Below are 26,066 nucleotides of genomic sequence, written 5' to 3'. Positions count from 1 at the left end.
ATCTATTTTATATCTTGTGGTCTATAAATGCAAATTATGCTTGCTTTGGCTGCTCAGGTCCAATTGCAAATAGAATATCGGCTTCACATACAAGTTCTCCATCTACAGTTGCTATTCCATGTCCTTTACCCATCGAACCACGAAGTTTTACAAACTCCACTTCCAATTTAAGTTGGTCTCCAGGTACTACTTGACGTTTGAAACGACAGTTATCAACACCCGTTAAAAATGCCAAACGTCCTTTAAATTCTTCTGCATTCAAAAGAGCTACTCCACCTACTTGTGCTAATGCCTCTACAATTAGCACACCTGGCATTACTGGATATCCTGGGAAGTGCCCATTAAAGAAATCCTCATTCATAGAAACATTCTTTAAGCCTACTGCACGTTTTCCTTCTTCTAATTCAATAATGCGATCTACAAATAAAAATGGATAGCGGTGTGGTAAAATTGCTTGAATTTGCTCTGCTGTTAACATGTCATATCCCCCTCAAAATAAAGTATGTATACACAAAGTAAGGTAAAGAATAAAATTATTCTTTACCATGCATAATATCAAATATATGTTGCCATGTTTCTCTTTTGAAAATATCCATAGCATTTCCTTCTCCAATAACACTAAAGCCAACCATTGCGCCTAATGTTGCGGCAGCAACAACTAAGATGAGAACAATTACAATGCGTAACCAAATCGGAATCAGTCGGATTTGCACCCATCGAACCTCGCGTTGCTCTCCATTTGAGCGGCGTTCTTTCTTTTCTGGTTGCGTATCGGTTTCTTGTGTCGGCACAGAACGTCGACGTGAATCGTTTGTCATAAATTGTACTCCTCTTCATTCCTTGCTTTTTAGGATGACTTCCTATCGAATACCATTAATAAGACCAAGCATTTGGTCTGCTAATGTAACCGTTCTTGCATTGAATTGATAGGAACGTTGTGTTTGAATTAGTTCTGTCATTTCCTTCGAAAGGTTAACGTTGGACATTTCTAAAGTACCACCTTGCATGCCAATTTGCTGACGATTAGCACCTACTAGCTCTGTTAGAACCTCAGCTTGTGTAAAGCCAAGTTCAGCAAGGTTGTCTGGTAATCCAACATAAGAACCTGAAACATGTTCCATTAGTTGCGGTTTTTGGAATTCAGTAACCGCTAAATCCGTACGAATGATATCGCCATTTGGATAAGATGCTTCTAGTATACCACCATCTCGTACTGAAAATCCTTGCACATTATCTGGTAATGTAATAGCTTGTCCAGCAGCATTTGCCACTGGGTATCCCTCAGCAGTTACTAGCATAACTGTTCCATTATTTAGCGGCGATAAATAAAAGTCACCTTGTCGAGTATACACTGTTTCAGTCCCATTTTCACCATTTGGCATTAAAATATTGAAATATTGTTTTGCTGTTGTAAAGGCTAAGTCCAAATCTCGATTAGTCGTTTGCAAAGAACCTTGCTTTTGATTGGATTTAATTTGACCAAGCATTGCGCCTGATCCATAGCGAATACCAACAGGCGTTTGTCGCTCAGCACGATCCAGTTTGTCATTATTAAACTGTTGATAGAGTAACTCATTGAAAGATGCTTCCTTCGCTTTAAAGCCTGTCGTATTGCTATTGGCGATGTTATTACTAATCGTATCAAGTTTATTTTGTAATTGGCCCATTGTATTAGTTGCTGTAATCATTGTACGTAGCATTTATAAAAAGCCTCCTGTTCTGTTTCGTCCATTAAATTTTACCGATTTCATTAACAGCCTTTTCCATGCTGCGATCATAAGCTTGTAATACTTTTTGATTGGCTTCAAATGCTCGGTACGCTGTCATTAAATCTGTCATGGCACGACCAGAATCTACGTTTGATCCCTCTAAGAAGTTTTGACGTAGTGTAAAGGAAACACCATTCGCCCCATAGGCTGATGGCAGGTTTACGCCATTTTCTGTCCGAATAAGACCGTTATCTTGTTTCTGTAGCATATTCGGATTGGCAGCATACGATACGCCTACTCGCGCTACTTGCTGATTATTAACGTAAATGGCGCCACTTTCATCGAGGCGAAAATCATCATTAGGTAACTGGATTCGTTGTCCAGCATCATTTAACACGTAAAGGCCTTGCCCATTTACTAAATAACCTTGGCCATCCAAAGTAAAATTACCATTACGTGTATAGGCTTCTCCACCATCTGGATGTGCGAGTCTGAAGAATATTGAGCCAGATACACCATCTTCATTTTGTGGTAAGTTTCCATCAATCAATGCCATATCTGTTGTAAAATCAGTGCTATAGATTTGGCCCTGTATGTAATTTGGTAATGTTTCTTGTAAATATGTCCCCGTATTTAAAGCGCCTACTTGATTCATATATTCGGCACCTGCTTGTTGATTGGCAGGCGCATTTGTTTTTCCGATGCTAGACATCAGCATATCTGGGAATGAACGAATCGTTGATTGGTCTGCCTTAAATCCCGGTGTATTCGCATTAGCTAAATTGTTGGATAGTAATTCTGTTCTTCTTTGTTGCGTGATCATACCGGTTGCAACTGTATAAAAACCTTTAAACAAAGAGATCACCTCATTTTAATTTTATAAGGACGCTGGTACACGATCTATATTTTCAAGCATAATGCCTGTTCCAATAGCTACACAATCCATTGGTCTTTCAGCAATGAAGACAGGTACCTTTAATTCTTCAATTAATAGTTGGTCCATACCATGTAAAAGTGCACCGCCACCAGTAATAATAACGCCGCGATCGATGATATCAGCCGATAGCTCCGGTGGTGTTTTTTCTAAAACATTTTTTGCAGATTGAACGATCATTGCTACAGATTCGTGTAATGCACGTTCGATCTCTTCAGAATGAATAGAAATTGTACGTGGTAAACCTGTCACCATGTCACGACCTCGGATATCCATTGTATCATTACGACTACCTTTGAAAACTGTTCCGATTGTCATTTTGATGGCTTCTGCTGTGCGTTCACCAATTAGCAATTTATATTCTTTTTTAATATATTGTAAAATATCGTTATCAAACACATCTCCTGCCACTTTAATGGATTCACTTGTGACAATATCACCCATTGAAAGAACAGCAATATCTGTTGTTCCACCGCCGATATCAACTACCATATTCCCGCTTGGTTGGAAGATGTCCATGCCTGCACCAATCGCTGCTACTTTTGGCTCTTCCTCTAAATATACTTTTTTACCGCCTGATTTCTCTGCCGCTTCACGAATTGCCTTTTGCTCAACACTTGTAATATTCGTTGGACAACAAATTAGAATACGTGGCTTTGCTAAAAATCCTTTGACATTTAATTTATTGATGAAATGTCTTAACATCGCTTCAGTCACATCAAAATCTGCAATGACTCCATCTCTAAGTGGGCGAATTGCTGTAATATTACCTGGCGTTCTCCCTACCATTTGGCGAGCTTCTTCCCCTACCGCTAATACTTTATTTGTCTTTTTATCAATAGCCACTACAGATGGTTCATTAAGGACAATCCCCTTACCTTTAACGTGGATTAATACGTTCGCAGTACCTAAGTCAATGCCGATATCTTTCGAAAACATTTTATAATTTCTCCTTCCCGCCAGTTCAAACTACATAACGTTCATTTTATCTCTTTATCTAGAATATTTTATCATATTCTATTGGTAATTTCACCCTGTATTTAATGATTAAGACTGTTTTCTTTTCACGTTCTGAACGGCAATAATATAGTATTACTTTACCTTAAACAAACTTATTATATGCCTGTTCACACAACAAAAAAGAACGAATCAATCTTGACTCGCTCTTTCTTTCCACTTGTTTTTCGTTGCTTCTCCTCCGCGAATATGACGTACGGCCTTATGGTAGGCGAGTATTTCTTTCACTTGGTCAGCTAATCCTTCATGAATTGTTGGTAATCGCTCTGTTAAATCCTTGTGCACCGTACTTTTTGAATAACCAGTCATTTTCGCGAGGACTCGCACAGTCTCACGCGTCTCAATCAGTAATTCACCGAGGCGTATGCAGCGCTTCCGAATGTGCTCATGCACGTTCTTCGTCCTTTCCACACAATTTCACAAAATGCTTTGGCAATCAGATGCACATTTGCGCATTTCTTCACCTTATGTGAGGACAAAGCTATTCAGAACACGTTTTGCATTTTCCTAATAAAATGCTGATTTTTTATGCGTTACTAGCTTTTAGAATTAAAAAGCTAGTAATTTTTTCGGATTAATATATTTTCCGTCTTCAACTACTTCGAAATGCATGTGGACGCCAGCCGCTTGATTCCACTCGTTATCAGTCGCTTTTCCTAAAGCTTGACCTTGAGTAACCTCATCGCCTTCTTTTACAGCGATATCTTTTACAGAGCTATAATGTGTTTGCATGCCATTTGGATGCTCGATGACAATTTTATTGCCTGTAAATGCGTCTAGTTTTACTTCTAGTACTTTACCAGTCATAGCAGCTAGTACTTCAAATTCTTCACCATTCATAGCAATAGAGATACCAGAAGACGTTGTAAATGTTTGATTAAATACCATTAGTGCATTTTCACGAGACTCTTCATTCGCTTCTAGCTCATAAAACTCTTGTAAGATTTGTACTTTACTAAGGCTCTCTTCTTTGAATGGATACATCATGTTTTCAGTACGTGCATTTGTTTCTACAACAGGACCTGAATCAACTTCTGCTAAATCTGGTAACGGTGCATCTTCTACTTTAGATACGAGACTATTGTAACCAAATAACAATCCTGCTAGAACCAGTGCACCACCTGTGTAAACTACTGGCCAAAACCATGGTTTCTTTTGTAACTGACCATTTTCCTTTTGATTTGGATTCTGGTTTTGAGAAGCTTTATTATTTTTATCCTCTCTCATTTTCATCACCTCTAGTTGCAGTGTGAACAACTAGAAGTTATTTTAAACATGCATCTATTTTTTTTATTTCAATATCTTTATAATAATAGTGTAAAATTTCAGCAGCCGTTTTCCCTTCATTTGCCATAGCCTCTGCTCCATATTGACTCATTCCTACTCCATGACCATATCCTTTAGTTTTCACATGAACCTTTCTAGTATTATCATTATAAACAATTGAAAAGTCAGTGGATGGTATTCCAAGAAACGTTCGAACCTCTCTCCCTGTCCAAACATTATTCCCTAACTGTAGACGCTCCACACGCCCTGAGTCATTGTAAAATAGCTGTATACGATTAAAATCACTAGCTTGCCATTGTATTGGCCATAATTTATTCCATTGTGCTAGTGACCACTCTTGCTCTGCCTCAAATTTCGGAGATGTTTGATCTGAAACACTTGCAACACTTTGCAAATATGGAATATTATTTCCACTATAGCCGTAGGCACTTTCTGTTTGTCCATTACTTGTTGAATGAAACATAGCTGTAATTAAATCATTATTATAAAGAAGAACTTGTCCTTTCGTTTCATTGATGGCTTCGACAATTTTCTTTTCATTTCCCAGGAAATTGCTAGCCCAATTCGCTTTTCTTTGACTCTCATCATAGAAAACTTGCTTTGCTACAGTCGGTGCGATTGCTTTTTTACCGTAATTTGTCGTTTTTAACGCATAAGTACGTGCTGCAATAGCCTGTGCCTTCAATGCCTCCTTTTTAAAAGAAACAGGCATTTCTGCCGCTACTACCCCGGTTATATACGTCTCTAAAGGAATTTTTTCCTTTTGTCCCTCCACTTCTATAAATAGTTCACAAGCTTTTTCATCTGCTGTTGGAGGTTGCACTTCCTCCCGTCTTTCGCTTAATCCTAAAACAGGAAGCACATATAACGCCCCCAATAAACAAAGGACACCTATACTAATCATCCATTTTTTCATAAGGAATAATATGCTTAATACTATTTAGTTATGAGAAATAAAAAACCCTCTGCTTCTGTAAGCAAAGGGTTTTAACATCATATTAGTTTGTAGGTAATTCAACAGAAATGTCTTCAGTCGTCACAACTTCTTCATCCGTAATACGTTCAATATTTGCCCCAAGAGAAGCCAATTTACCATGGAAATCAACATATCCACGATCTAAATGGTGAAGCTTTGTAACACGTGTAATTCCTTCTGATACTAAACCTGCTAAAATCAGTGCAGCCGCAGCTCGTAAATCCGTTGCCATTACTTCAGCCCCCTGAAGCTGTACTGGCCCCTCAATAAACACAGAGCGTCCTTCTATTTTAGCACCCGCATTCATGCGACGGAACTCCTCAACATGCATAAAACGATTTTCAAATACTGTCTCTGTAATGATACTCGTACCTTCTGCAGTCAACATTAAGGCCATCATTTGTGATTGCATATCTGTCGGGAAGCCTGGATGTGGCATTGTTTTAATATCCACAGCTTTTAATGTCTGAGGAACACGTACACGAATACCTTCATCCAATTCTATAATTTCTACGCCCATTTCGCGCATCTTCGCAATCAAAGCTGTCATATGCTCTGGAACTGCGTTTTCGATGACCACATCACCCTTAGTAATAGCTGCTGCTACCATAAATGTACCAGCCTCAATGCGGTCGGGAATAATATGATGCTCTACTCCATATAATGTATCGACTCCTTCGATACGAATCGTATTTGTACCAGCACCAATTACACGACCACCCATACTATTAATGAAGTTAGCAAGGTCAACGATTTCAGGCTCCTTTGCAGCATTTTCGATCACAGTTGTCCCTTCTGCTAGAGATGCTGCTGTCATAATATTTTCAGTTGCCCCAACACTTGGGAAGTCTAAATATACATTTGCTCCTTTTAAACGACCCTCTGTCTTTGCCTCTACATAGCCATGACCAAATGAAATCTTCGCCCCCATTGCTTCGAAACCTTTTAAGTGTAATTCAATTGGGCGAGAACCGATTGCACATCCTCCTGGTAACGCAACACGAGCATAGCCATTACGCGCAAGCAATGATCCCATTACTAAAATAGATGCACGCATTTTACTAACAAACTCAAACTGTGCTTCACTAGAAAGTTCTTTTGTTGCATCTATATATACGGCATTATCTTCAGGTATATATGTAACTGCTGCGTTTAAACTTTTAAGTACTTCGTTTATTGTAAAGACGTCTGCTAAGTTAGGGACTTCTTTAATTACATTTTCTCCCTTTGAAGCAAGTAAAGCTGCTGCCAGGATTGGTAACACTGCATTTTTTGCGCCCTCTACACGTACTTTTCCCTGTAGTTTTTGGCCGCCAGTCACTATTATTTTATCCACCCTATGTCCCTCCGAATTCAATCTATTAACCTACCGAATTTTTATTTTAATAAAGAAGTATAATGTCATAATCAGTAAACAAACAACTCTATAGTACAACTTTTTTAACGCCCATTCAAGCGTCCAAATCACTATTTTAAGGCATTATTAGATATTTTGCTATTTATTTATTGTACGCTATCAATTTTTTTTTGTGAATGACCAATAACCAGTTCGCTTCTAATACATACCCAAAGATGTATGAACAAAAAACAACTTTTAGAAGTTTTTTTATACATAGTTCAAAGGGCCACATAAATGTTATTATAAAGTCCTTTGAAGTATGTAGTGTTAAGGTGCAAGATTCGAATTGATATTGTCGAGGCTTTAAAATAAGTATGGAAGTTTCCCAGACCAGTTAGATATTTGTAGAAAGAAATTGGATACCGCAGAACCAATTGTAATACTCAATAAAATATAAATAAGTTGAATCTGAAATACTCTATTCTTCTTGAATAATTTTTCTGTCATAAAAGCCTGTAATGCGTAAAATGTAATAGCTATAAAAAACAAATGCGATAATATGCCTAATAAAGCTTCTTGTCCTATTGCTTCATAAAGCTCCATTTTTCCCCCTCCAACTGTCCTATAATTTAAGCACTTTAAAAAACGGGCAGATGCTATATCTGCCCGTTAAAAATGAATTAGATATTACCCTCATGAACGTTGATACGATTCAACGCACGTTTTAATGCTAGGTCAGCACGTTTGAAATCAATGTTGTCTTGTTTACCTTGAAGACGTCCTTCAGCACGTTTAACGGCTTCTTTTGCACGTTGAACATCAATATTTACAGCAACTTCAGCAGAAGGCGCTAAAATAGAGATCTTTTCTGGACGAACTTCAATGAAACCACCGCTAACAGCAACAATGTCAGTAGAACCGTCTGCTTTTTTAAGCTTCACTGCACCAATTGCAAGTGGAGCAACCATTGGAATATGGCCTGCAAGAACACCGATTTCTCCTGAAGTTGTTTTAGCGATTACCATTGATACTTCAGAATCGTATACCGGGCCGTCGGGAGTGACAATATTGACTAGAACTGTCTTCATATTTTTTCCTCCTCGTCCCTAGTATTAAACCTCTACGCCCATGCTTTTCGCTTTTTCAACTACTTCATCAATTGAACCAACTAGACGGAAAGCATCTTCTGGTAGGTGATCCCATTTGCCATCAAGGATTTCCTTGAATGAACGAACAGTTTCTTTTACAGGTACATAAGAACCTTTTTGACCAGTGAATTGTTCCGCTACGTGGAAGTTTTGTGATAAGAAGAATTGAATACGACGAGCACGTTCTACTGTTTGTTTATCTTCATCAGATAACTCATCCATACCTAAAATGGCAATGATATCTTGTAATTCACGGTAACGTTGGATTGTACGTTGTACACCAGTAGCAATTGCATAGTGCTCAGCGCCTACGATTTCAGGTGATAATGCACGTGAAGTCGAAGCTAATGGGTCAACCGCAGGGTAGATACCCATTTCTGATAATTTACGCTCAAGGTTAGTAGTTGCATCTAAGTGGGCGAAAGTTGTAGCTGGAGCCGGGTCAGTATAGTCATCGGCTGGTACATAGATCGCTTGGATAGAAGTTACAGATCCTTTGTTCGTAGACGTAATACGCTCTTGTAGTTTACCCATTTCTGTAGCAAGTGTTGGTTGGTAACCTACCGCTGAAGGCATACGACCTAATAGGGCAGAAACCTCAGAACCTGCTTGCGTGAAACGGAAGATATTGTCGATGAATAAAAGTACGTCAGCACCTTGCTCATCACGGAAGTACTCTGCCATTGTAAGACCAGTTAAAGCTACACGCATACGTGCACCTGGTGGCTCGTTCATTTGACCGAATACCATCGCTGTTTGCTTGATAACGCCTGAATCGCTCATCTCGAAGAATAAGTCGTTCCCTTCACGAGTACGCTCACCTACACCAGCGAATACAGAGATACCAGAGTGCTCTTGTGCGATGTTATTGATTAATTCTTGGATTAATACTGTTTTACCTACGCCGGCACCACCGAAGAGACCGATTTTACCACCTTTGATGTATGGTGCTAATAAGTCTACTACTTTGATACCTGTTTCAAGAATTTCAACTGTAGTTGAAAGTTCTTCGAATGTTGGTGCTTCGCGGTGAATTGAATCACGACGAGCGTCAGCTGGAATCTCTTCACCTAAGTCGATTACTTCACCTAGTACGTTGAATACACGACCTAAAGTAACTTCACCAACTGGTACTGAGATAGCTTTTCCTGAGTCTGTTACTTCTGCTCCACGTTGTAAGCCATCAGTAGATGACATTGCAATTGTACGAACAGAATCATCACCTAAATGAAGCGCAACTTCTAATGCAAGAATTGTTGGTTCTTCATTAGGACGTTCAATCTTAACTGTTAGTGAGTTATAGATTGCTGGTAATTGGCCATTGTTAAATTTTACGTCAACAACTGGACCCATTACTTGAATAACATGTCCTTTATTCATTACTGTGTATCCTCCTATCGTATTCTTATACGACATTGGGAAGCTGGCCTATTCTAAGGCTGCAGCTCCACCAACGATTTCTGTAATTTCTTGTGTAATCGCCGCTTGACGCGCACGGTTATATTGCAATGAAAGGTCTGAAATAAGATCAGATGCGTTATCAGTTGCATTTTTCATAGCCGTCATACGAGAAGCATGTTCACTTGCTTTTCCATCTAATAATGCGCCATAAACTAAGCTTTCCGCGTATTGTGGAAGTAACACTTCAAGAATTGCTTCACCAGATGGCTCAAATTCGTAAGAAGCATTGCTGCTAGCAGGTGCAAGATCTGTTAATGGAAGAAGTTTTTTCTCTGTCACTTCGTTAGCAATAGCGCTGACAAAGTGATTATAGTACATATAAAGTTGATCATACGTACCGTCAATGAACATACCAACAGCATTACGAGCGATTTCTTTAATATCAGCAAATGTAGGTTGGTCCGGAAGACCGACAACATCACTGATGACATTATGATCACGTTTCACAAAGTAGTCACGTACAACACGACCGATTGCTAAAATCACGTATTCGTCTTTAGATTTATGACGCTCGTCAATTGTACGTTGTACTTGACGTAGGATACTTGAGTTGTAAGCACCTGCAAGACCACGGTCAGAACCAATGACTAAGTAAGCTGTTTTCTTAACAGGACGAGCAGTTAACATTGGGTGTCCACTGTCTTTTGTTCCTGAAGCGATCGCGCCAACTACGTCCTGAATTTTTTCCATGTAAGGAACGTACGCTTTAGCGTTTTGCTCTGCACGACGTAACTTAGAAGAAGAAACCATCTGCATCGCTTTCGTAATTTGTTTCGTACTCTTTGTAGAATTAATACGACCTTTAATTTCGCGTAAGTTTACCACTGGTATTTCACCACCTTTTGTTTTTTAATCAAGTGACTAGCTCGAACTTATTCTGATTTAGCGAAAGTTTTTTTGAACTCCGTTAAAGCTGCTACGTAATCAGCATCAGGAGCAAGCTCTTTTGTAGTACGAACGTGATCTAAAACGTTTGTGTGGTTTGAATCTAACCAGCTTAAGAATTCACTTTCAAAGCGAACGATATCTTGTACTGGAATATCATCTAAGTGGCCTTTAGTTAATGCATAAAGGATTGCAACTTGCTTTTCAACTTTAAGTGGTTTGTTTAGGTCTTGTTTAAGAACTTCAACCGTACGTTTACCACGCTCAAGTTTAGCTAGTGTAATTTTATCTAAATCTGAACCAAATTGAGCAAATGATTCAAGCTCACGGAATGCAGCTAAGTCAAGACGTAGTGTACCCGCAACTTTTTTCATCGCTTTAATTTGAGCAGATCCACCTACACGTGATACAGAAAGACCGGCGTTAATCGCTGGACGTACACCTGAGTTGAATAAGTCAGATTGTAAGAATATTTGACCATCAGTAATCGAGATAACGTTAGTTGGGATGTATGCAGAGATATCCCCAGCTTGTGTCTCTACGAATGGAAGTGCTGTAATAGAACCATTTTGATATGTTTCATTTAACTTCGCAGCACGTTCAAGTAAGCGGCTGTGCAAGTAGAAAACGTCACCAGGGTAAGCTTCACGACCTGGAGGACGGCGTAGAAGAAGTGAAAGTTCACGGTAAGCTGATGCTTGTTTAGAAAGATCATCATACACGATTAATACGTGCTTACCTTGTAACATGAATTCTTCTGCCATAGAAACACCAGCAAATGGTGCTAAGAATAGTAATGGAGCTGGTTGAGATGCAGCAGCAGTTACTACGATTGTATAATCTAATGCACCGTGCTTACGGAAAGTTTCAACTACACCACGTACAGTTGATTCTTTTTGACCGATTGCAACATAGATACAAATCATATTTTCGCCATCTTGGTTTAAGATTGTATCGATTGCTACAGATGTTTTACCTACTTGACGGTCACCGATGATTAACTCACGTTGACCACGACCAATTGGTACTAAAGCGTCAATTGCTTTGATACCAGTTTGTAATGGTTCATGTACTGATTTACGAGCCATTACACCGAAAGCAGGACTTTCGATTGGACGAGATTTAGTTGTGTTGATTGGACCTTGTCCATCCACTGGTTGACCAAGTGGGTTTACAACACGGCCAATTAGTTCTTCACCAACTGGTACTTCCATGATACGACCTGTACGACGAACTTCATCGCCTTCTTTGATGTCTGTGTATGGACCTAAGATTACGATACCAACGTTACCTTCTTCTAGGTTTTGAGCCATACCCATAACACCATTAGAGAACTCAAGAAGTTCTCCAGCCATGGCGTTGTCGAGGCCATGAGCAAGAGCGATACCGTCACCAATACGGATAACTGTACCAACTTCGCTTACTTTAAGTTCAGATTCATAATTCTCAATCTGTTGTTTAATCAGACTGCTGATTTCTTCAGCCTTGATGCCCATGTATGTCACCTCTCACATTTCTAAATTATTAACCGATTAATTCACGTTTTAGGCGCTCAAGTTTGTTCGCTACTGAGCTATCGTAAATATGATTACCGATTTGAACACGAATACCACCAAGTAGTGATGGATCAATTTCGTTTGTAATGTTTAATGATTGTTTCCCTACAAGCTTCGCAAATGTTGTAGAAATATTAGCGCTTTCTTCAGCAGAAAGTGCACGCGTAGAGAATACTGTTGCATCTGCAGTACCTTGTGCCTTTGCAGCAAGCTCAGCATATGCATTCGCAATAAGCTTCACTTCGTTTACACGTTTTTTCTCAACTAATAGTTGAACTGCGCGTAAAACCTCTGGAGTTGCACCTGCAAAGATTTCAGCTACCATTTGTTTCTTACGTCCGATAGAGAACTTTGGAGCATTTAAAAGCGTTAATAAATCCGGAGATTCTTTAACAATCTTTGTTAGCTCGTTTAAGTCTGCTCCAACTTCAGCAAGAATATTTTTTTGTTGCGCTAATTCAAAAAGCGCTTGAGCGTAACGTTTTGCTACAGCTGAATTACTCATCGAGCTTCCCCTGCCTTCGCAATCGTCTCTTCAATTAGAGCACGGTTGTCTGCCTCAGAAATCTCTTTGCTAAGGACTTTAGATGCTGCAAGTACAGATAATGAAACGACTTCATCACGTACAGCTGCAATAGCTTTTTCTTTTTCAGACTCAATTTCACGTAAAGCCGATTCTTTCAAGCGGTTTGCTTCATTACGAGCTGCAGTAAGAATTTCATCTTTTTGTAGTTCGCCTTGCTTCTTAGCGCCTTCAACAATCGATTGTGCTTCCGTACGAGCTTCTTTAAGAAGGCTCTTTTGTTCTTCTAAAAATTGGTGCGAATCTTTACGCGCTTTTTCAGCTGCTTCGATCTCACTCGCTACTAACTCTTCACGTTGTTGCATGATGCCCATAAGTGGACCCCAAGCGACTTTCTTAAGTAAGAACATTAATACTAAAAAGATAACTAATGTTGCGATGATGTCTCCGCTGTTGAACTGACCAGCGCCAGCACCTAGTACAAGATTATCTAAAAACACGATTGTTTCACTCCCTTCAAGAGCTTTAACTTCAACATAATTTATGGACTTAAAAAACTACCTATTTTAAAAAGCTATATTTACACATAGCTTTTATCTGTTCCAAAATGAAGGGCGAAGTTTCATCTGGAGAATCCTGCTTCGCCACTAGTAAAATTCAGTGTTCAACTGAATTATTTGTTCATTACGATGAATGCTACTACTACTGCGATGATCGGTAGGGCTTCAACTAATGCAACCCCGATGAACATTGTAGTTTGAAGAACGCCACGAGCTTCTGGTTGACGAGCGATACCTTCTACTGTTTTTGATACGATAAGACCGTTACCGATACCTGCACCAAGTGCACCTAAACCGATTGCGATTGCTGCTGCTAATAAACCTAATGAACCTGTCATTTGAAAATTTCCTCCTTGGAATTGTTTGTTTTTTTGTGGTTCAAGCATATGATATATGCTTTATATTAATGGTCATCGCTCACTTTATGAGCCATGTAAACCATTGTTAACATTGTGAAGATAAAGGCTTGGATAAAGCCGATGAAAATTGAGAAACCTTGCCATGCCATCATTGGAACGATTGCTCCGATGAATCCCACAGCACCTGATGATGCTAAACCGGCTAATAAGCCAAGTAAAATCTCACCCGCGTAAATGTTACCGTAAAGACGTAAACCTAACGTTAATGTATTTGCAAATTCCTCTACTATTTTAAGTGGGAACATGAAAGACATTGGTTTAAAGAATGTACCAGCATAATGGCCTGTACCCTTCATTTTTACACCATAGAAATGCGATAAAACTAAAATCATCGTTGCTAACGTCATCGTTACAGTTGGGTCAGCTGTTGGTGATTTCCACCATAGTTCATGACCATAAGCGATTGAGAATGGAAGACCTAATAAGTTAGATACTGCGATAAACATAATTAGCGTAATACCTAGAATGTGGAATCGACCACCAGTTTTCCAGTCCATGTTGCTTTTGATGATGTTCTTAACGAAGTCCATAATCCATTCCATGAAGTTTTGCATACCAGTTGGTTTTAGTTTTAAGCTTCTAGTTGAAATAAAGGCAATTAAAAATACGATAATTGCAGCAACTAGTAACATCATAACTGTCGATTTATTAAAAGTTAAAAAACCGACTTCTAGTAACGGAGCTTCATGAGTCATTGTTATTTTTCACCTCTCTTTCTAATTTAAAGCACATTAGCGGTTCCTTACATGTGACACAATTCTCTCGACAAAGAGAAAAACGTACGGAATCATTAGCCCTATGACCGTGCTAATTAAGTGAAAATAGTTTGGCAACGAAATGGCTATTGCGACTGCCGCAACACCTGATCCAAAGCGAAGTGCTGTACCAAGTGAGCCTATTTTCTTCCCTTCACTAATGGACCTGTCAAACTTCTCCATACGGCGAACTAGAATCCAAAAATTATACGTACCAAAGAATGCACCGACTGCGATGCCCGCAAATACAGTTTGAAAGGAAGTGAATCCCCAGCCTAATGCGCAGAGTGCAAGCAAAAAAAATAACGCCCTCTTCTGCACAGCAAAAATGTGATGCAAATCTAGCATTGGTTGTAATCTCCTGAATCAAATTTTCGAGTATTGAAAGCGTTTGCTGACCACCATGTGAAATCAGAAAAGAGCAGTGAAAGGCACTACTCACAGCGGAATAGTAATGGGAGAGTCATTTCAATTACAGGTGTAAATACCCAAAAAATAACTTACACCCCTTACCAACTCGGTAAAAACCGAAACGCACAAAACGTTGCAAATCGACAGTTTTATTTTGAACTGTCAATTTAGTAGAAAGTTGATATAACAAGTGTTTCAACGTCCTAATTATGACTGAAACCCTTATCATTCTTACCCTTTGTAAGCATACAATAGGTGATATTTGAAGTCAATTGGTAATAGAGAAAAACTTCACAACCTATATACTCTTGTCAAATTGTTGACAAATTTGTGTATGAAATTTCATAGTTTCAAATGTTCTTATTTTCTTGGCTCATAGAAAAAGCTAATTTACGACATAATTATGCTCATAAATTAGCTTACCCAATTCAACAGGTACATTAGACTTATTTTTCAATTTAATTATAGTACATTAATTAGTTTTTTGTAAAAAACCTAGCAACGCTTCTACAATTCGTTTAGATGCATGTCCATCACCATATGGATTTGATGCTTGTGCCATCGCCTCATAAGCCTTTTTATCTGTTAACAATTCTTTAGCTAAGGCGTAAATTGTATCTTCTTCAGTTCCTGCTAGCTTTAGTGTTCCAGCTGCAATTCCTTCAGGGCGCTCTGTTGTGTCTCTAAGGACAAGAACTGGCTTCCCTAATGATGGTGCCTCTTCTTGGACGCCACCTGAGTCCGTTAAAATCATGTAAGAGCTCGCCGCGAAGTTATGGAAGTCAAATACTTCAAGAGGCTCTATTAAATGTACTCGTTCATTGTCACCTAAAATTTCATTCGCGATTTCTCTTACAGCAGGATTCATATGGACCGGATATACCACTTGAACATCATCATGCTCAGCTAAAATTCTAGTGATTGCTTTGAACATGTGACGCATTGGTTCACCAAGATTTTCGCGACGATGTGCCGTTAATAAAATCATGCGATCTTCGCCAATTTTGTCTAATACAGGATGCGTGTAATGTTCGCTAACAGTTGTAGCTAATGCGTCAATAGCCGTATTACCTGTTACAAATATTGTATCAGCGTTTTTATTTTCATCTAAAAGATTCTTTTTAGATACTTCTGTTGGTGCGAAATGTAAATCAGCCATTACACCTGTTAACTGGCGATTCATTTCCTCCGGGTATGGTGAATACTTATTCCAAGTTCGCAGTCCTGCTTCAACATGCCCAATTGCGATTTGGTTATAAAACGCCGCCAAGCTTGCAATGAAAGTCGTTGCTGTATCACCGTGTACCAAAACGATATCCGGCTGTGCTTCCTTCATTACTTTATCTAAACCTTGCAATGCGTTTGTCGTCACATCAATTAATGTTTGACGATCTTTCATTATATTTAAATCATAGTTCGGTGTTATTTCAAATGTCTCTAGTACTTGATCTAGCATTTGGCGATGTTGTGCTGTTACTGTTACAATAGATTCTATTTGATCAGGATACTTTTGTAACTCCAAAACAAGAGGAGCCATTTTAATTGCTTCTGGTCTTGTACCAAAAATTGTCATTACTTTCCATTTTTTCATCAAAACGATCTGCACCGTCCTTTTTGTTATTGTATGAAAAGGACACCACACCAGTTGAAGTCCAACATGAGGAGTACTTACCTAGACATACTATGAAACGCCCTTCAAATTTGAAGGACGCTTTCACAAATTATTAGTTTCCTAAATGAGGAAATTCATAACAACATTTTTATTTTGTGCCGAATAGGCGGTCTCCGGCATCACCTAGACCAGGTACAATATAGCCATGATCGTTTAGCTTTTCATCCAAAGCAGCAATGTAAATATCTACATCTGAATGTTCTTCTTGAATAGCTTTGACACCCTCTGGTGCAGCGATTAAGCACATGAATTTAATGTTTTTAGCTCCACGTTTTTTCAATGAGTTGATAGCTTCCACTGCTGAACCACCAGTTGCTAACATTGGATCTACAATAATGAAATCACGTTCTTCCACATCTGCTGGAAGCTTTGCGTAATATTCAACTGGTTTTAATGTTTCAGGGTCGCGATAAAGACCAATATGGCCAACTTTTGCTGCTGGGATAAGCTTTAGTACGCCATCTACCATACCAATTCCTGCACGAAGAATCGGTACAATCGCTAGCTTTTTACCAGAAAGTACTTTTGTTTTAGCAATCGTTACAGGTGTTTCAATTTCAATTTCTTCCACCGGCATATCACGTGTAATTTCAAATGCCATAAGTGTTGCTACTTCGTCTACTAGCTCACGAAATTCTTTTGTACCTGTATTCTTGTCGCGAATATAAGTTAATTTGTGTTGGATTAGTGGATGATCAAATACATAGACTTTGCTCAAAGGGATTCTCTCCTAACCGTTCGGATTTCATTTTTATCTCAACTAGTATAACAGAAAAAAGGAGCCGCCTCAAAAATAAATTTAAGGCAACTCCTTTTATTATATTTTCTTTTGACCAAGTGAGTTATTGATCAAGAATTAAATCTAACTCTTCTATTGCCATTGGTTTAAAATAGAAAAATCCTTGTCCAACTGTACAACCTAACGCACGGAGTATTTCAACCTGTTCTTCTGTTTCAATTCCCTCTGCCACAGAAATCATTCCTAAGTTTAACGCCAATTGTATAATCGAGCGTACAATAGCAAGCGTTGCAGGATCCTCTAACGCATTAATAAAGCTTCGATCAATCTTTAATTCAGTGAATGGTAATTGTTGCAGATAGCTCAATGAAGAAAATCCTGTCCCGAAATCATCCACGGATGTTTTGAAACCATAGCCTTTTAATTCTTGAATAATTTTATAGGCAGATTGGAAATCTACTAAACCTATATTTTCTGTTACTTCTAATATAATATTACTTGGATCTATACCATACTGCCGAACGAGCTTTAGCGTATCTTGAACAAAATGCGTATAGTAAAAATGATCAGGTGAAATATTGACTGCTATTTTCACTAATTTCTTTCCTAACTTTTGCCGTTCTGCCAGCCATGAAAGCACAGTTTCTAAAACTAAAACGTCAATTTCTCTAACCTTTCCTGCACTTTCCGCTACTGGAATAAAGATTGCTGGTGACACAAAGCCTAGCTTTGGGGATATCCAGCGTGCAAGAGCCTCTATACTTTGAATCTCTCCATTCCGTAAATCTACTTTTGGCTGTAAATGAACTGTAATTTCTTTATTTTTGATTGCCTGTGACAAATGATTTAAAACAGTCATTTGCTGTACAAGAACGTCATTTTTTTCTGTCGTAAAAATTTCAGTATGTGTACCTGGTTTATCGGTAGCAAAGGAGAGCGCATTATCAGCAAACCGAATTGCATCATTAATCTTTATGTCATCATTAAAAGAAGCAATGCCTGTTTTTAACGTGATGTAGATTTGTTTTCCTCCTATTATAAATGGCTGCCGAATTGTCTCTTTTATACGCCATTCATAATTATTTAAATTTTCATCGAAAGTCATGGTGGATAAAATTAGACTAGAGCTAGTAAATCTAGCAATATATTCGCGATCCGCTGGTTTGTCTTGCTCTAGTCGTTTGGCGAGCTGCCTTAATAATTCATCGCCAAATTCTCGCCCATACAATTCAACCACTTGATGAAATTCGCTTGGCTTTACAATTTTGATATAACCATTTTGTCCACGTTCAACCTCTTTTTCGAGGAAATTCACAAAGCTATGACGATTAGGTAGACCTGTTGTAATGTCAGTATAGGCTAAATCCCATATTTTTCTTTGTGTTCTTGCGTACGTAAACGCTAAGGCAACAAGTGCACCAATTTTACGAAACATACTTTTAAAATATGAGGAGTCATTTTGTGCTTGCTCATAATATATTGAAAAGAGCCCTATGACTTGCCGCTGTTGATTGCGTATAGGTATAAATAATCCATACGGTTTGTGAGATGAGGCAGCAAACTGTTTATGTTCATCTGGGATATATACCTCATCCAAGTTTTCAATGAAAATAGAGGTTTCTGATTGCATAACCTTCGTAAAAAAATCATTATTTTCACAGCATCTCGGTACATCTTTTTTTCGACAATTATCTGTAAAAGCCTGTAATAGATTGCTCTCTGTTTTGATGAGAACCATACTTGAAGTATTCGGCATAAAAAACTCATCAAGTCCATGACAAATAATATGCATCTTTTGCTCAAAAGAGCTATCTCTCTCTATCGCCTTATACATATCATTTTCTAAACGCATTAAGAAATCTTCTGTATGATAATACGTAACATCCTTTATAAGGACCAACACATATTGCGTAATATTTGTATCATTCCGAAATGGTAGTGCTTGTATTTCTGCCCAAAATAGGGGTTTATTGATACCTTTATGATGTAGCTTCGCTTGCACCATGATACCGTTATGTATTTTTTCTTTGATCATTTTAATGGTTGTCATTTTTTCATCTGATAGCCATGCAAAATAATTAGTTTTTAGGATTTGTGACCTCGAAGCATTTGTAAGGTTACAAAAAGATTCATTACACTCTACTATAATATGATGATTTGTTGCATCAAAAATTACATAGCTTTCCTTAGAATTATCCCCTAATTTAAGAATACTATTTAATAAAACATCATTATCTACATCTAACGATTTAGTGACCATCCAACCCCTCCGTCTCTATCACTTCATCCCATTTCCATTGTACATAATATTTAATTAAATTTTCACTTTTATTAAAAAAAACTTCTTTTCTTGGACACAATCTGTCCTCAGCCTACTATAATATATCGCTCTCTACTGATTATATGTAAATTTATTCAAAATAAAGAGGATTATTCTACTTAATTAAAAAAATATGTATTTTATTGTTTTGAAATAAAAAACTGTGTTTAAAGTGAAATTTTCACTCTAAACACAGTCTATACAATTAAGCGTATAATGGATGTTTATCTGTTAATGCTTTGACGCGATCTTTTGCGTCCGCTTGAACCGCTTCATCTTCAGGGTTTTTAAGAACAGCTGCAATAATTGCACCCACTTCTTTCATATCTTCCTCTTTAAAGCCACGAGATGTAACGGCTGGTGTACCGATACGAATACCTGAAGTAACAAATGGAGACTCCGTATCGTAAGGGATTGTATTTTTGTTAGTTGTAATGCCCACTTCGTCTAATGCATGCTCTGCTACTTTACCTGTTAGACCAAGAGATTTAACGTTTAATAGTAATAAGTGGTTATCTGTACCACCAGATACAATTTCAACGCCCTCTTCAATAAGTACTTCAGCTAAAGCTTTTGCATTTAATTTTATTTGTTTTGCATAGTCTTTAAATTCTGGTTGTAACACTTCGCCAAATGCAACAGCTTTAGCAGCAATGACATGCATTAATGGTCCACCCTGAATTCCTGGGAATACAGATTTGTTTAATTTTTGCTCCCATTCTTTTGAAGCAAGAATTAATCCACCACGTGGTCCACGTAATGTTTTATGTGTAGTTGATGTAACAAAGTCTGCATACGGCACTGGAGATTGATGCTCGCCAACAGCTACAAGACCAGCAATATGTGCCATATCCACCATGAAGTATGCACCTACTTCATCTGCGATTTCACGGAATTTAGAGAAGTCGATTTCACGTGGGTATGCAGAAGCACCCGCAACAATAAGTTTTGGCTTATGCTCTAATGCTTTTTGACGCACATCTTCATAATCGATAACTTGTGTGTCTTTTGTTACACCATATTCCACAAAATTATAAAGAATACCCGAGAAATTTACAGGAGATCCATGCGTTAAGTGACCTCCATGTGAAAGGTTCATACCAAGAACCGTGTCACCTGGTTCTAAAATTGTGTGGTATACAGCCATATTCGCTTGCGCACCAGAGTGTGGTTGCACGTTTGCGTATTCTGCTCCGAATATTTCTTTCACACGATCACGTGCAATATCTTCAACTACGTCTACATGTTCACAGCCACCATAGTAGCGTTTACCTGGATAACCTTCTGCGTATTTATTTGTCAGTACAGAACCTTGAGCTTCCATAACTGCTTCTGAAACAAAGTTTTCAGATGCAATCAATTCGATATTTGCTTGTTGACGTTTTTTTTCTGCAAGAATTCCTTCTAATACTGCTTTGTCTTGTACTGCTAATTTTTCATATGCCATGTTAGAAAAAGCCTCCTAGTATCCTCTATTATTTATATACAGCACGTTCCCCGCCAATTAGCTTTGGACGTGTTGTTGCAATCGTCACCACTGCTTCTCCCACCATTTTCACTGATGTGCGAACTGGGACAGCTACTGCTTTCAAATGCATACCAATTAATGTTTGTCCAATATCAATACCTGCATGTGCCTGAATGGTTTCAACAACCACAGGGTTAGCAAAACGCGTATAGGCATATGCGGACATAGAGCCACCCGCAGTACGTACTGGAACTACCGCCACTGGATCGTAGCCAAACCGTTCAGCTGTTGATGCCTCCATTGTAATAGCACGATTAATATGCTCACAGCCTTGAAATGCTAAATGTAGCTCGTGTTTCATTGCAAATTCTTGTAACGGCTCAAAAATCGCTTCCCCTATCTCCAATGCGCCTGCTGTGCCAATTTTCTGACCAATCACTTCAGATGTAGAGCATCCTACGACAAAAATAGTATGAGGTCGTAATGTTACCTGCTCTTCAAATTCACTGAGTAACTGAGTCAAATGCGTTCGTATTTGTTTTACAACCATTAAGCTCAGCTCCTTCATCTATATCCATTAAAATCATGCCATATATGACAGCCTTGATGAATGCCATATATGGAATAACAATCATTTATTGCTCAAGTTCAGTAATTTTTTCGATGCGTCGTGTATGACGACCACCTTCAAACTCAGTTTCTAGCCACGTTTGGACAATTTCACGTGCAAGACCTGGGCCAATAACACGTTCCCCCATAGCTAAAACATTAGAGTCATTATGGCATCGCGTTGCCTTCGCACTAAATACATCATGTACTAGCGCACAACGAATACCGTTCACCTTATTTGCAGCAATCGACATACCAATTCCCGTGCCACAAATTAAAATGCCTTTATCAAATTTTCCGTTTGCTACACCATCAGAAACTGGCTTTGCGTAATCCGGATAGTCTACTGAATCCGCAGATTGTGGACCAAAATCTTCGTAGCTAATATGAAGCTCATCTAGTAGCTGCATGATCTCACGACGTAGGTTGTTGCCTCCGTGATCAGAAGAAATTGCTATTCTCACTGGGTTCCCTCTTTTCGAATTATAGTCAACCTTAGTGTACCACTTCTTTCTGAAGAATAACACGATTTTTCTTGTATTTTTATGCTGATTTCTCCTAAAAGACGAACATTTATTGTTAACAAGCTAAAAATCATTCACTTTTAAGTTGTTTTTTCTGTGGATAGTGTGAATATCATGTTAATAAATTCGGATAACGGTCTTTTGTTGTAATATTCTATCTACTAAAGTTTTTTTCACATTTTATATACAGTGGACAAACTATATCACTATTTCTTCCAAAAATAAAAAAACTGTCTATAAATCCGATTTTTCATCGCATTTATAAACAGCCTTTCAGGACTAAGCCTGTCGATCAAATTGTTGAATCACTTTATGCAAAGCTTCTGATTGCTTTTTTAAACTTTGTGCTAGGTGCTCTACCTGTTCAATAGCATAGGCTTGCTCTTCAGCCGCACTACGAACTTCTTGTGCACCTGCTGATGTTTCTTCTGCAATTGCAGCCACTTCTTGTGATTGACGAGCAGTTGTCTCAATATTGTGCATTTGCTGTTCAATTAGTGAAGATATCTCTACAATTGCTGTTGCCATTTCATGTACATTAGATGACATACCTTCTACAGCTGTCGTTGTTTCAGATACTCGATCTGCTTCCTTCGTTGCAAAGGCTACCTGTTCATTCATTTGTTTAACTACGACCTCAACATTTTGCTGCATAGACTGGATCAAAGCAGTAATCCCTTGGACAGCTTTTGCACTTTCATCTGCTAAACCACGAACTTCCTCCGCAACTACAGCGAAGCCTTTTCCATGTTCTCCTGCACGAGCTGCTTCAATAGATGCATTTAAAGCTAGTAAATTTGTTTGTGCCGCAATATCACCAACTAAGCCTATAATGCGCTCAACTTGACCCGCATTTTCTTCTAAAGCATGAATGCTTTTTAAGGCCTCATTGTTACCCGTAGCTATTTGCTGAATACTATTAACTAATGTTTCGATTGCATTGGTTGTTGTCGATAAATTATGTAATATCTCTGTAGATTGTGATGCAGATGCTTCTGCTCTACTATTTACTTCTGTCGCAAGAGCTCGTACATCCTCAATTGCCTCAGCGGTATCTTGTACAGCTGTCGCAGATGCTTCAGCTCCTGCCGAAATATGCTTAACGGTTGACGCAATGCCTTCTGCTTTTCGAGTAGCGACTCCCGCTTCATCTGAGAGCTGAATGATCGATTGATTGGTCTGTTGGAAATTTTGATCGATACTTTCGACCATTTGACGTAAATTTAGCACCATTTGTTGGAATGCCTCTGCAACCGAACGTATCTCATCGTTTGTTTTAGGCATTTGAACATCCTGTCCAATTTTCCCCTCTGCTACTAGAGTTGCGGAATGCTCAAGTTGTTGTAAAGGTTTAATTAAAATTACGCTAAAAATGGCAGCCAATATGCCTGACCATGTGATTCCTAATGCATAAGTCACCACTTGAAACACTTTTCCATTAATACTCGGGAAGAAGGTCGGTTGTAAATATTCAATAAATATAAAACTGATACTGTAAGTAATTAATGCTAGCACGCTCACAAATAACACCAATTTAAGTCGTAAACCAAATTGTTTTTTCATAGGGCTCCTCAATTCTATTGTAGTTTTTGTATTAATTGATCAACCAATTCATGTAATTCCGCAAATGTTGCTTCGTATATTGCTCTATTACCACCGTAAGGATCGACTACATTCTCCAGGCTGCCTTCATTCGTATACTCTTTCAATGTAAATACTTTATGATCAGTTCCTGGGAAACTTGAAATAACAGTGTCTTTGTGAGCGGTAGTCATCGTTAGGACTAAATCTGCCCAGTCTATTTCTACCATGGATAATTGTGTTGCAGAATGCTGATGAGACATTCCGGCATCATTTAACACTTGTTGCGCATGTGCTGACATTTGGGCATTAGGCATAGCATAAATACCTGCAGAACGTACTTCTAAATTGTCTATTTGTTTATGTTTTAATATGACTTCTGCCATTGGACTGCGACAAGTATTGCCTGTACAAACAAATAATATTTTCACACTTATCACTCTCCATTTTTATATGAATTATTGCCGAATAGCTAGGATACTCATGATAATAAAAATAATGCCAGCAACGATTTGAATTTTATTCCCAAAAAAGACTTGGCTCCTACGTGCAATGACTAATGACCCATAGGCGCATATCAAGGCACTCAAGCCTGCACTCATAATAAAAATTGTTTTTTCTAAGTTTAGCATACCAAAAGAAACACTAACTGAAAAGGTATCTAGGCTTGCAGTCACGGCTAAAAGTACGGGGGAAATTGTAACTTTTTCATCCCGATGAGAGAATAATAGTAAATGCACGCCAATGCAAAATAACAAAATACTCGATATCCATTGTCCCCATTCTAATAGAAAACGAACTAAATAGTTTCCTAATTCAAATCCCAATAAAGGAAAAATCATATGCAACGCAGCCGTCCATAATGATAAAAATAAGCGATATCTAACATTCGGCAGCAATACATATAGACCAATAACATCAACAGACGTTAATATACCTGCAAGAATTCCCTGCAAGAATGCACTCCTTCTCTCCCTAATATTTTATCATTTTATGCTCGAAAATACATTATTATCATATTTGTCCACATAAGATTTTCCTTTTTATAAATATGATCCATGCACATAAAAAAAGACAAAAGACATGTGAATTTTCAATGTCTTTTGTCACTCAACTTTATTTACAATGAGTACCATTTGCCACCAGAGGCCTTTTCAAGTCTATTCATAATAGCTGCCCCTACGCCTTCCGCCGAAGTCGTCGTAGCTAAAATAACGGTAGCTGTTGTTTTATCACATGCTCTAAGTGCATGGTATAATGAAGCACCCATTTCTTCTTTACTTCCCTCTGCACCTACTGAAAAGTAAAAATCAGCTTTACTATGTTGGAAATTTTCAGGTGCAAGAAGTGCTACGGCATGTCCTTGCTGCTGTAATTGTTGAACAGCTTCGCTTACTTCCCCATCATGACAATTAATTAAATATACCGGTGCATTTGGTGCATAATGTGTATATTTCATGCCCGGAGCCTTTGGAGTCTCTTCTAGTTTCTGCTCTATTTTAGTTGGTTGAATAACCGGACCAATTTTAGCTTCAAGCATCTCCTTCGTAATGCCACCTGGACGTAAAATTACTGGAGGCTCATGTGTCACATCTAATACAGTGGACTCTAGCCCAATACCTGTGGAACCTCCATCTAAAATATAAGGTATGTACCCTCCCAAATCATCTAAAACATGGATAGCTTCCGTTGGACTCGGCTTACCACTACGATTAGCACTTGGCGCAGCAAGCGGTTTTTGAAGCTGCTGTAATAAGGCAAGTGCTACTGGATGATCTGGCATCCGAATACCCACAGTCGATAATCCAGCCGTTACACTTTGAGCCAGCACATTTGGTTTAGCAGGCATCACAAGCGTTAACGGTCCTGGCCAAAATAAATCCATGCATTGCTTGGCAATTTCAGAAATATGTTCTATATAATTCGTTACTTCCTCTTTTGTACCAACATGAACAATTAAAGGGTTATCTGAAGGGCGGCCCTTCGCTTCAAATATCTTCTTCACTGCCACATCATTTGTTGCAACAGCTCCTAGCCCATAAACCGTTTCTGTCGGAAATGCTACTACCTCTCCCGCATTTAAGATATCCACAGCTTGTGTATAATTAATTTGACTATTCACATTACTGTCCACAACCTTGCAAACGGTTTCCATGATTAAAACCTACCTTCA

Annotated in this window: 29 protein-coding genes; all 29 read right to left on the bottom strand. The window is 38.5% G+C overall.

The genetic code is table 11. The features are described from left to right. Positions 1-34: 34 nt before the first annotated feature. Positions 35-478, bottom strand: a complete 444-nt coding sequence (fabZ, locus tag MKY80_RS02820) for a 3-hydroxyacyl-ACP dehydratase FabZ (protein ID WP_036123078.1) — start codon at positions 476-478, stop codon at positions 35-37. Positions 479-533: 55 nt separating this feature from the next. Then, on the bottom strand, positions 534-818 hold the full coding sequence (locus MKY80_RS02815; protein WP_025114757.1) for a DNA-directed RNA polymerase subunit beta: 285 nt from the start codon (positions 816-818) through the stop codon (positions 534-536). Between the two features lie 42 nt (positions 819-860). After that, a complete protein-coding gene (locus MKY80_RS02810) occupies positions 861-1,700 on the bottom strand; it encodes a flagellar hook-basal body protein (protein ID WP_036123074.1) in 840 nt (279 codons plus the stop codon). Positions 1,701-1,731: 31 nt separating this feature from the next. Continuing rightward, positions 1,732-2,565 carry a flagellar hook-basal body protein gene (locus tag MKY80_RS02805; protein ID WP_089986954.1) on the bottom strand — a complete coding sequence of 278 codons (834 nt, stop codon included), beginning with the start codon at positions 2,563-2,565 and terminating at the stop codon, positions 1,732-1,734. 21 nt (positions 2,566-2,586) lie between these two features. Continuing rightward, positions 2,587-3,582: a rod shape-determining protein gene (locus tag MKY80_RS02800; RefSeq protein ID WP_008180529.1), complete on the bottom strand. Its 996-nt coding sequence runs from the start codon at positions 3,580-3,582 to the stop codon at positions 2,587-2,589. A 210-nt stretch (positions 3,583-3,792) separates the two neighbouring features. Then, positions 3,793-4,053: a sporulation transcriptional regulator SpoIIID gene (locus MKY80_RS02795; protein WP_025114760.1), complete on the bottom strand. Its 261-nt coding sequence runs from the start codon at positions 4,051-4,053 to the stop codon at positions 3,793-3,795. 156 nt (positions 4,054-4,209) lie between these two features. Then, entirely contained in the window at positions 4,210-4,887 is a 678-nt protein-coding gene (locus MKY80_RS02790; protein WP_089986953.1) for a M23 family metallopeptidase, read from the bottom strand. A 37-nt stretch (positions 4,888-4,924) separates the two neighbouring features. Then, on the bottom strand, positions 4,925-5,863 hold the full coding sequence (spoIID, locus tag MKY80_RS02785; RefSeq protein ID WP_008180534.1) for a stage II sporulation protein D: 939 nt from the start codon (positions 5,861-5,863) through the stop codon (positions 4,925-4,927). 82 nt (positions 5,864-5,945) lie between these two features. After that, positions 5,946-7,259, bottom strand: coding sequence for a UDP-N-acetylglucosamine 1-carboxyvinyltransferase (murA, locus tag MKY80_RS02780; RefSeq protein ID WP_069480000.1), 1,314 nt, complete (start codon positions 7,257-7,259; stop codon positions 5,946-5,948). 366 nt (positions 7,260-7,625) lie between these two features. Then, positions 7,626-7,865, bottom strand: a complete 240-nt coding sequence (locus tag MKY80_RS02775; RefSeq protein ID WP_008180537.1) for a DUF1146 family protein — start codon at positions 7,863-7,865, stop codon at positions 7,626-7,628. Between the two features lie 77 nt (positions 7,866-7,942). After that, positions 7,943-8,350, bottom strand: a complete 408-nt coding sequence (locus MKY80_RS02770) for a F0F1 ATP synthase subunit epsilon (protein ID WP_025114765.1) — start codon at positions 8,348-8,350, stop codon at positions 7,943-7,945. A 24-nt stretch (positions 8,351-8,374) separates the two neighbouring features. Then, on the bottom strand, positions 8,375-9,790 hold the full coding sequence (gene atpD / locus MKY80_RS02765; RefSeq protein ID WP_008180540.1) for a F0F1 ATP synthase subunit beta: 1,416 nt from the start codon (positions 9,788-9,790) through the stop codon (positions 8,375-8,377). A 48-nt stretch (positions 9,791-9,838) separates the two neighbouring features. Beyond that, positions 9,839-10,696, bottom strand: a complete 858-nt coding sequence (gene atpG / locus MKY80_RS02760) for an ATP synthase F1 subunit gamma (protein WP_008180542.1) — start codon at positions 10,694-10,696, stop codon at positions 9,839-9,841. A gap of 47 nt (positions 10,697-10,743) precedes the next feature. After that, positions 10,744-12,252 carry a F0F1 ATP synthase subunit alpha gene (atpA, locus tag MKY80_RS02755; protein ID WP_008180544.1) on the bottom strand — a complete coding sequence of 503 codons (1,509 nt, stop codon included), beginning with the start codon at positions 12,250-12,252 and terminating at the stop codon, positions 10,744-10,746. Positions 12,253-12,280: 28 nt separating this feature from the next. Then, entirely contained in the window at positions 12,281-12,817 is a 537-nt protein-coding gene (locus MKY80_RS02750; protein ID WP_090002949.1) for a F0F1 ATP synthase subunit delta, read from the bottom strand. Then, positions 12,814-13,335 (bottom strand): F0F1 ATP synthase subunit B, encoded by a 522-nt coding sequence (atpF, locus tag MKY80_RS02745; RefSeq protein WP_008180548.1) that lies wholly within the window; start codon positions 13,333-13,335, stop codon positions 12,814-12,816. The genes MKY80_RS02750 and atpF overlap by 4 nt, the downstream gene beginning before the upstream one ends. Positions 13,336-13,508: 173 nt before the next feature. After that, positions 13,509-13,733: a F0F1 ATP synthase subunit C gene (gene atpE / locus MKY80_RS02740; protein ID WP_004269474.1), complete on the bottom strand. Its 225-nt coding sequence runs from the start codon at positions 13,731-13,733 to the stop codon at positions 13,509-13,511. Between the two features lie 65 nt (positions 13,734-13,798). Then, positions 13,799-14,509: a F0F1 ATP synthase subunit A gene (gene atpB / locus MKY80_RS02735; protein ID WP_008180551.1), complete on the bottom strand. Its 711-nt coding sequence runs from the start codon at positions 14,507-14,509 to the stop codon at positions 13,799-13,801. 36 nt (positions 14,510-14,545) lie between these two features. Next, positions 14,546-14,917, bottom strand: coding sequence for an ATP synthase subunit I (locus MKY80_RS02730; protein ID WP_008180553.1), 372 nt, complete (start codon positions 14,915-14,917; stop codon positions 14,546-14,548). Positions 14,918-15,452: 535 nt separating this feature from the next. Next, on the bottom strand, positions 15,453-16,574 hold the full coding sequence (wecB, locus tag MKY80_RS02725) for a UDP-N-acetylglucosamine 2-epimerase (non-hydrolyzing) (protein ID WP_043990740.1): 1,122 nt from the start codon (positions 16,572-16,574) through the stop codon (positions 15,453-15,455). A 166-nt stretch (positions 16,575-16,740) separates the two neighbouring features. Next, positions 16,741-17,370 carry a uracil phosphoribosyltransferase gene (upp, locus tag MKY80_RS02720; RefSeq protein ID WP_008180557.1) on the bottom strand — a complete coding sequence of 210 codons (630 nt, stop codon included), beginning with the start codon at positions 17,368-17,370 and terminating at the stop codon, positions 16,741-16,743. 124 nt (positions 17,371-17,494) lie between these two features. Next, positions 17,495-19,651, bottom strand: coding sequence for an EAL domain-containing protein (locus MKY80_RS02715; protein WP_107921617.1), 2,157 nt, complete (start codon positions 19,649-19,651; stop codon positions 17,495-17,497). A 265-nt stretch (positions 19,652-19,916) separates the two neighbouring features. Continuing rightward, positions 19,917-21,158, bottom strand: a complete 1,242-nt coding sequence (gene glyA / locus MKY80_RS02710; protein ID WP_008180561.1) for a serine hydroxymethyltransferase — start codon at positions 21,156-21,158, stop codon at positions 19,917-19,919. A gap of 28 nt (positions 21,159-21,186) precedes the next feature. Beyond that, complete coding sequence (locus MKY80_RS02705; protein ID WP_089986948.1) at positions 21,187-21,729, bottom strand: TIGR01440 family protein; 543 nt, start codon at positions 21,727-21,729, stop codon at positions 21,187-21,189. An 85-nt stretch (positions 21,730-21,814) separates the two neighbouring features. After that, positions 21,815-22,252, bottom strand: coding sequence for a ribose 5-phosphate isomerase B (rpiB, locus tag MKY80_RS02700; RefSeq protein WP_008180565.1), 438 nt, complete (start codon positions 22,250-22,252; stop codon positions 21,815-21,817). A gap of 339 nt (positions 22,253-22,591) precedes the next feature. Then, the gene (locus MKY80_RS02695; RefSeq protein WP_036123044.1) at positions 22,592-23,875 is read right to left on the bottom strand and encodes a HAMP domain-containing methyl-accepting chemotaxis protein; all 1,284 of its coding nucleotides are present in this window, start codon (positions 23,873-23,875) and stop codon (positions 22,592-22,594) included. A 14-nt stretch (positions 23,876-23,889) separates the two neighbouring features. Then, a complete protein-coding gene (locus tag MKY80_RS02690; protein ID WP_090002947.1) occupies positions 23,890-24,324 on the bottom strand; it encodes a low molecular weight protein arginine phosphatase in 435 nt (144 codons plus the stop codon). Positions 24,325-24,351: 27 nt separating this feature from the next. Beyond that, the gene (locus MKY80_RS02685; RefSeq protein ID WP_090002946.1) at positions 24,352-24,849 is read right to left on the bottom strand and encodes a manganese efflux pump; all 498 of its coding nucleotides are present in this window, start codon (positions 24,847-24,849) and stop codon (positions 24,352-24,354) included. A gap of 164 nt (positions 24,850-25,013) precedes the next feature. Next, positions 25,014-26,048, bottom strand: coding sequence for an L-threonylcarbamoyladenylate synthase (locus MKY80_RS02680; protein ID WP_008180571.1), 1,035 nt, complete (start codon positions 26,046-26,048; stop codon positions 25,014-25,016). Positions 26,049-26,066 lie beyond the last annotated feature (18 nt).

It is taken from the genome of Lysinibacillus sp. FSL R5-0849, from assembly GCF_038595075.1.
Taxonomy (GTDB): Bacteria; Bacillota; Bacilli; order Bacillales_A; family Planococcaceae; genus Lysinibacillus; species Lysinibacillus fusiformis.
The sequence above is the reverse complement of the archived record's forward strand: the minus strand, read 5'-3'. Positions and strand labels throughout refer to the sequence as shown.

Excerpts from the sequence above, each read along its gene's own strand:
- MKY80_RS02770 (WP_025114765.1), bottom strand. The coding sequence starts at position 8,350 with ATGAAGACAGTTCTAGTCAATATTGTCACTCCCGACGGCCCGGTATAC.
- atpA (WP_008180544.1), bottom strand. The coding sequence starts at position 12,252 with ATGGGCATCAAGGCTGAAGAAATCAGCAGTCTGATTAAACAACAGATT.
- MKY80_RS02810 (WP_036123074.1), bottom strand. The coding sequence starts at position 1,700 with ATGCTACGTACAATGATTACAGCAACTAATACAATGGGCCAATTACAA.
- MKY80_RS02750 (WP_090002949.1), bottom strand. The coding sequence starts at position 12,817 with ATGAGTAATTCAGCTGTAGCAAAACGTTACGCTCAAGCGCTTTTTGAA.
- glyA (WP_008180561.1), bottom strand. The coding sequence starts at position 21,158 with ATGGCATATGAAAAATTAGCAGTACAAGACAAAGCAGTATTAGAAGGA.
- MKY80_RS02715 (WP_107921617.1), bottom strand. The coding sequence starts at position 19,651 with ATGGTCACTAAATCGTTAGATGTAGATAATGATGTTTTATTAAATAGT.
- MKY80_RS02730 (WP_008180553.1), bottom strand. The coding sequence starts at position 14,917 with ATGCTAGATTTGCATCACATTTTTGCTGTGCAGAAGAGGGCGTTATTT.
- MKY80_RS02775 (WP_008180537.1), bottom strand. The coding sequence starts at position 7,865 with ATGGAGCTTTATGAAGCAATAGGACAAGAAGCTTTATTAGGCATATTA.
- MKY80_RS02705 (WP_089986948.1), bottom strand. The coding sequence starts at position 21,729 with ATGGTTGTAAAACAAATACGAACGCATTTGACTCAGTTACTCAGTGAA.
- MKY80_RS02800 (WP_008180529.1), bottom strand. The coding sequence starts at position 3,582 with ATGTTTTCGAAAGATATCGGCATTGACTTAGGTACTGCGAACGTATTA.
- MKY80_RS02680 (WP_008180571.1), bottom strand. The coding sequence starts at position 26,048 with ATGGAAACCGTTTGCAAGGTTGTGGACAGTAATGTGAATAGTCAAATT.
- atpD (WP_008180540.1), bottom strand. The coding sequence starts at position 9,790 with ATGAATAAAGGACATGTTATTCAAGTAATGGGTCCAGTTGTTGACGTA.
- MKY80_RS02790 (WP_089986953.1), bottom strand. The coding sequence starts at position 4,887 with ATGAGAGAGGATAAAAATAATAAAGCTTCTCAAAACCAGAATCCAAAT.
- MKY80_RS02815 (WP_025114757.1), bottom strand. The coding sequence starts at position 818 with ATGACAAACGATTCACGTCGACGTTCTGTGCCGACACAAGAAACCGAT.
- MKY80_RS02695 (WP_036123044.1), bottom strand. The coding sequence starts at position 23,875 with ATGAAAAAACAATTTGGTTTACGACTTAAATTGGTGTTATTTGTGAGC.
- fabZ (WP_036123078.1), bottom strand. The coding sequence starts at position 478 with ATGTTAACAGCAGAGCAAATTCAAGCAATTTTACCACACCGCTATCCA.
- atpB (WP_008180551.1), bottom strand. The coding sequence starts at position 14,509 with ATGACTCATGAAGCTCCGTTACTAGAAGTCGGTTTTTTAACTTTTAAT.
- spoIID (WP_008180534.1), bottom strand. The coding sequence starts at position 5,863 with ATGAAAAAATGGATGATTAGTATAGGTGTCCTTTGTTTATTGGGGGCG.
- atpE (WP_004269474.1), bottom strand. The coding sequence starts at position 13,733 with ATGACAGGTTCATTAGGTTTATTAGCAGCAGCAATCGCAATCGGTTTA.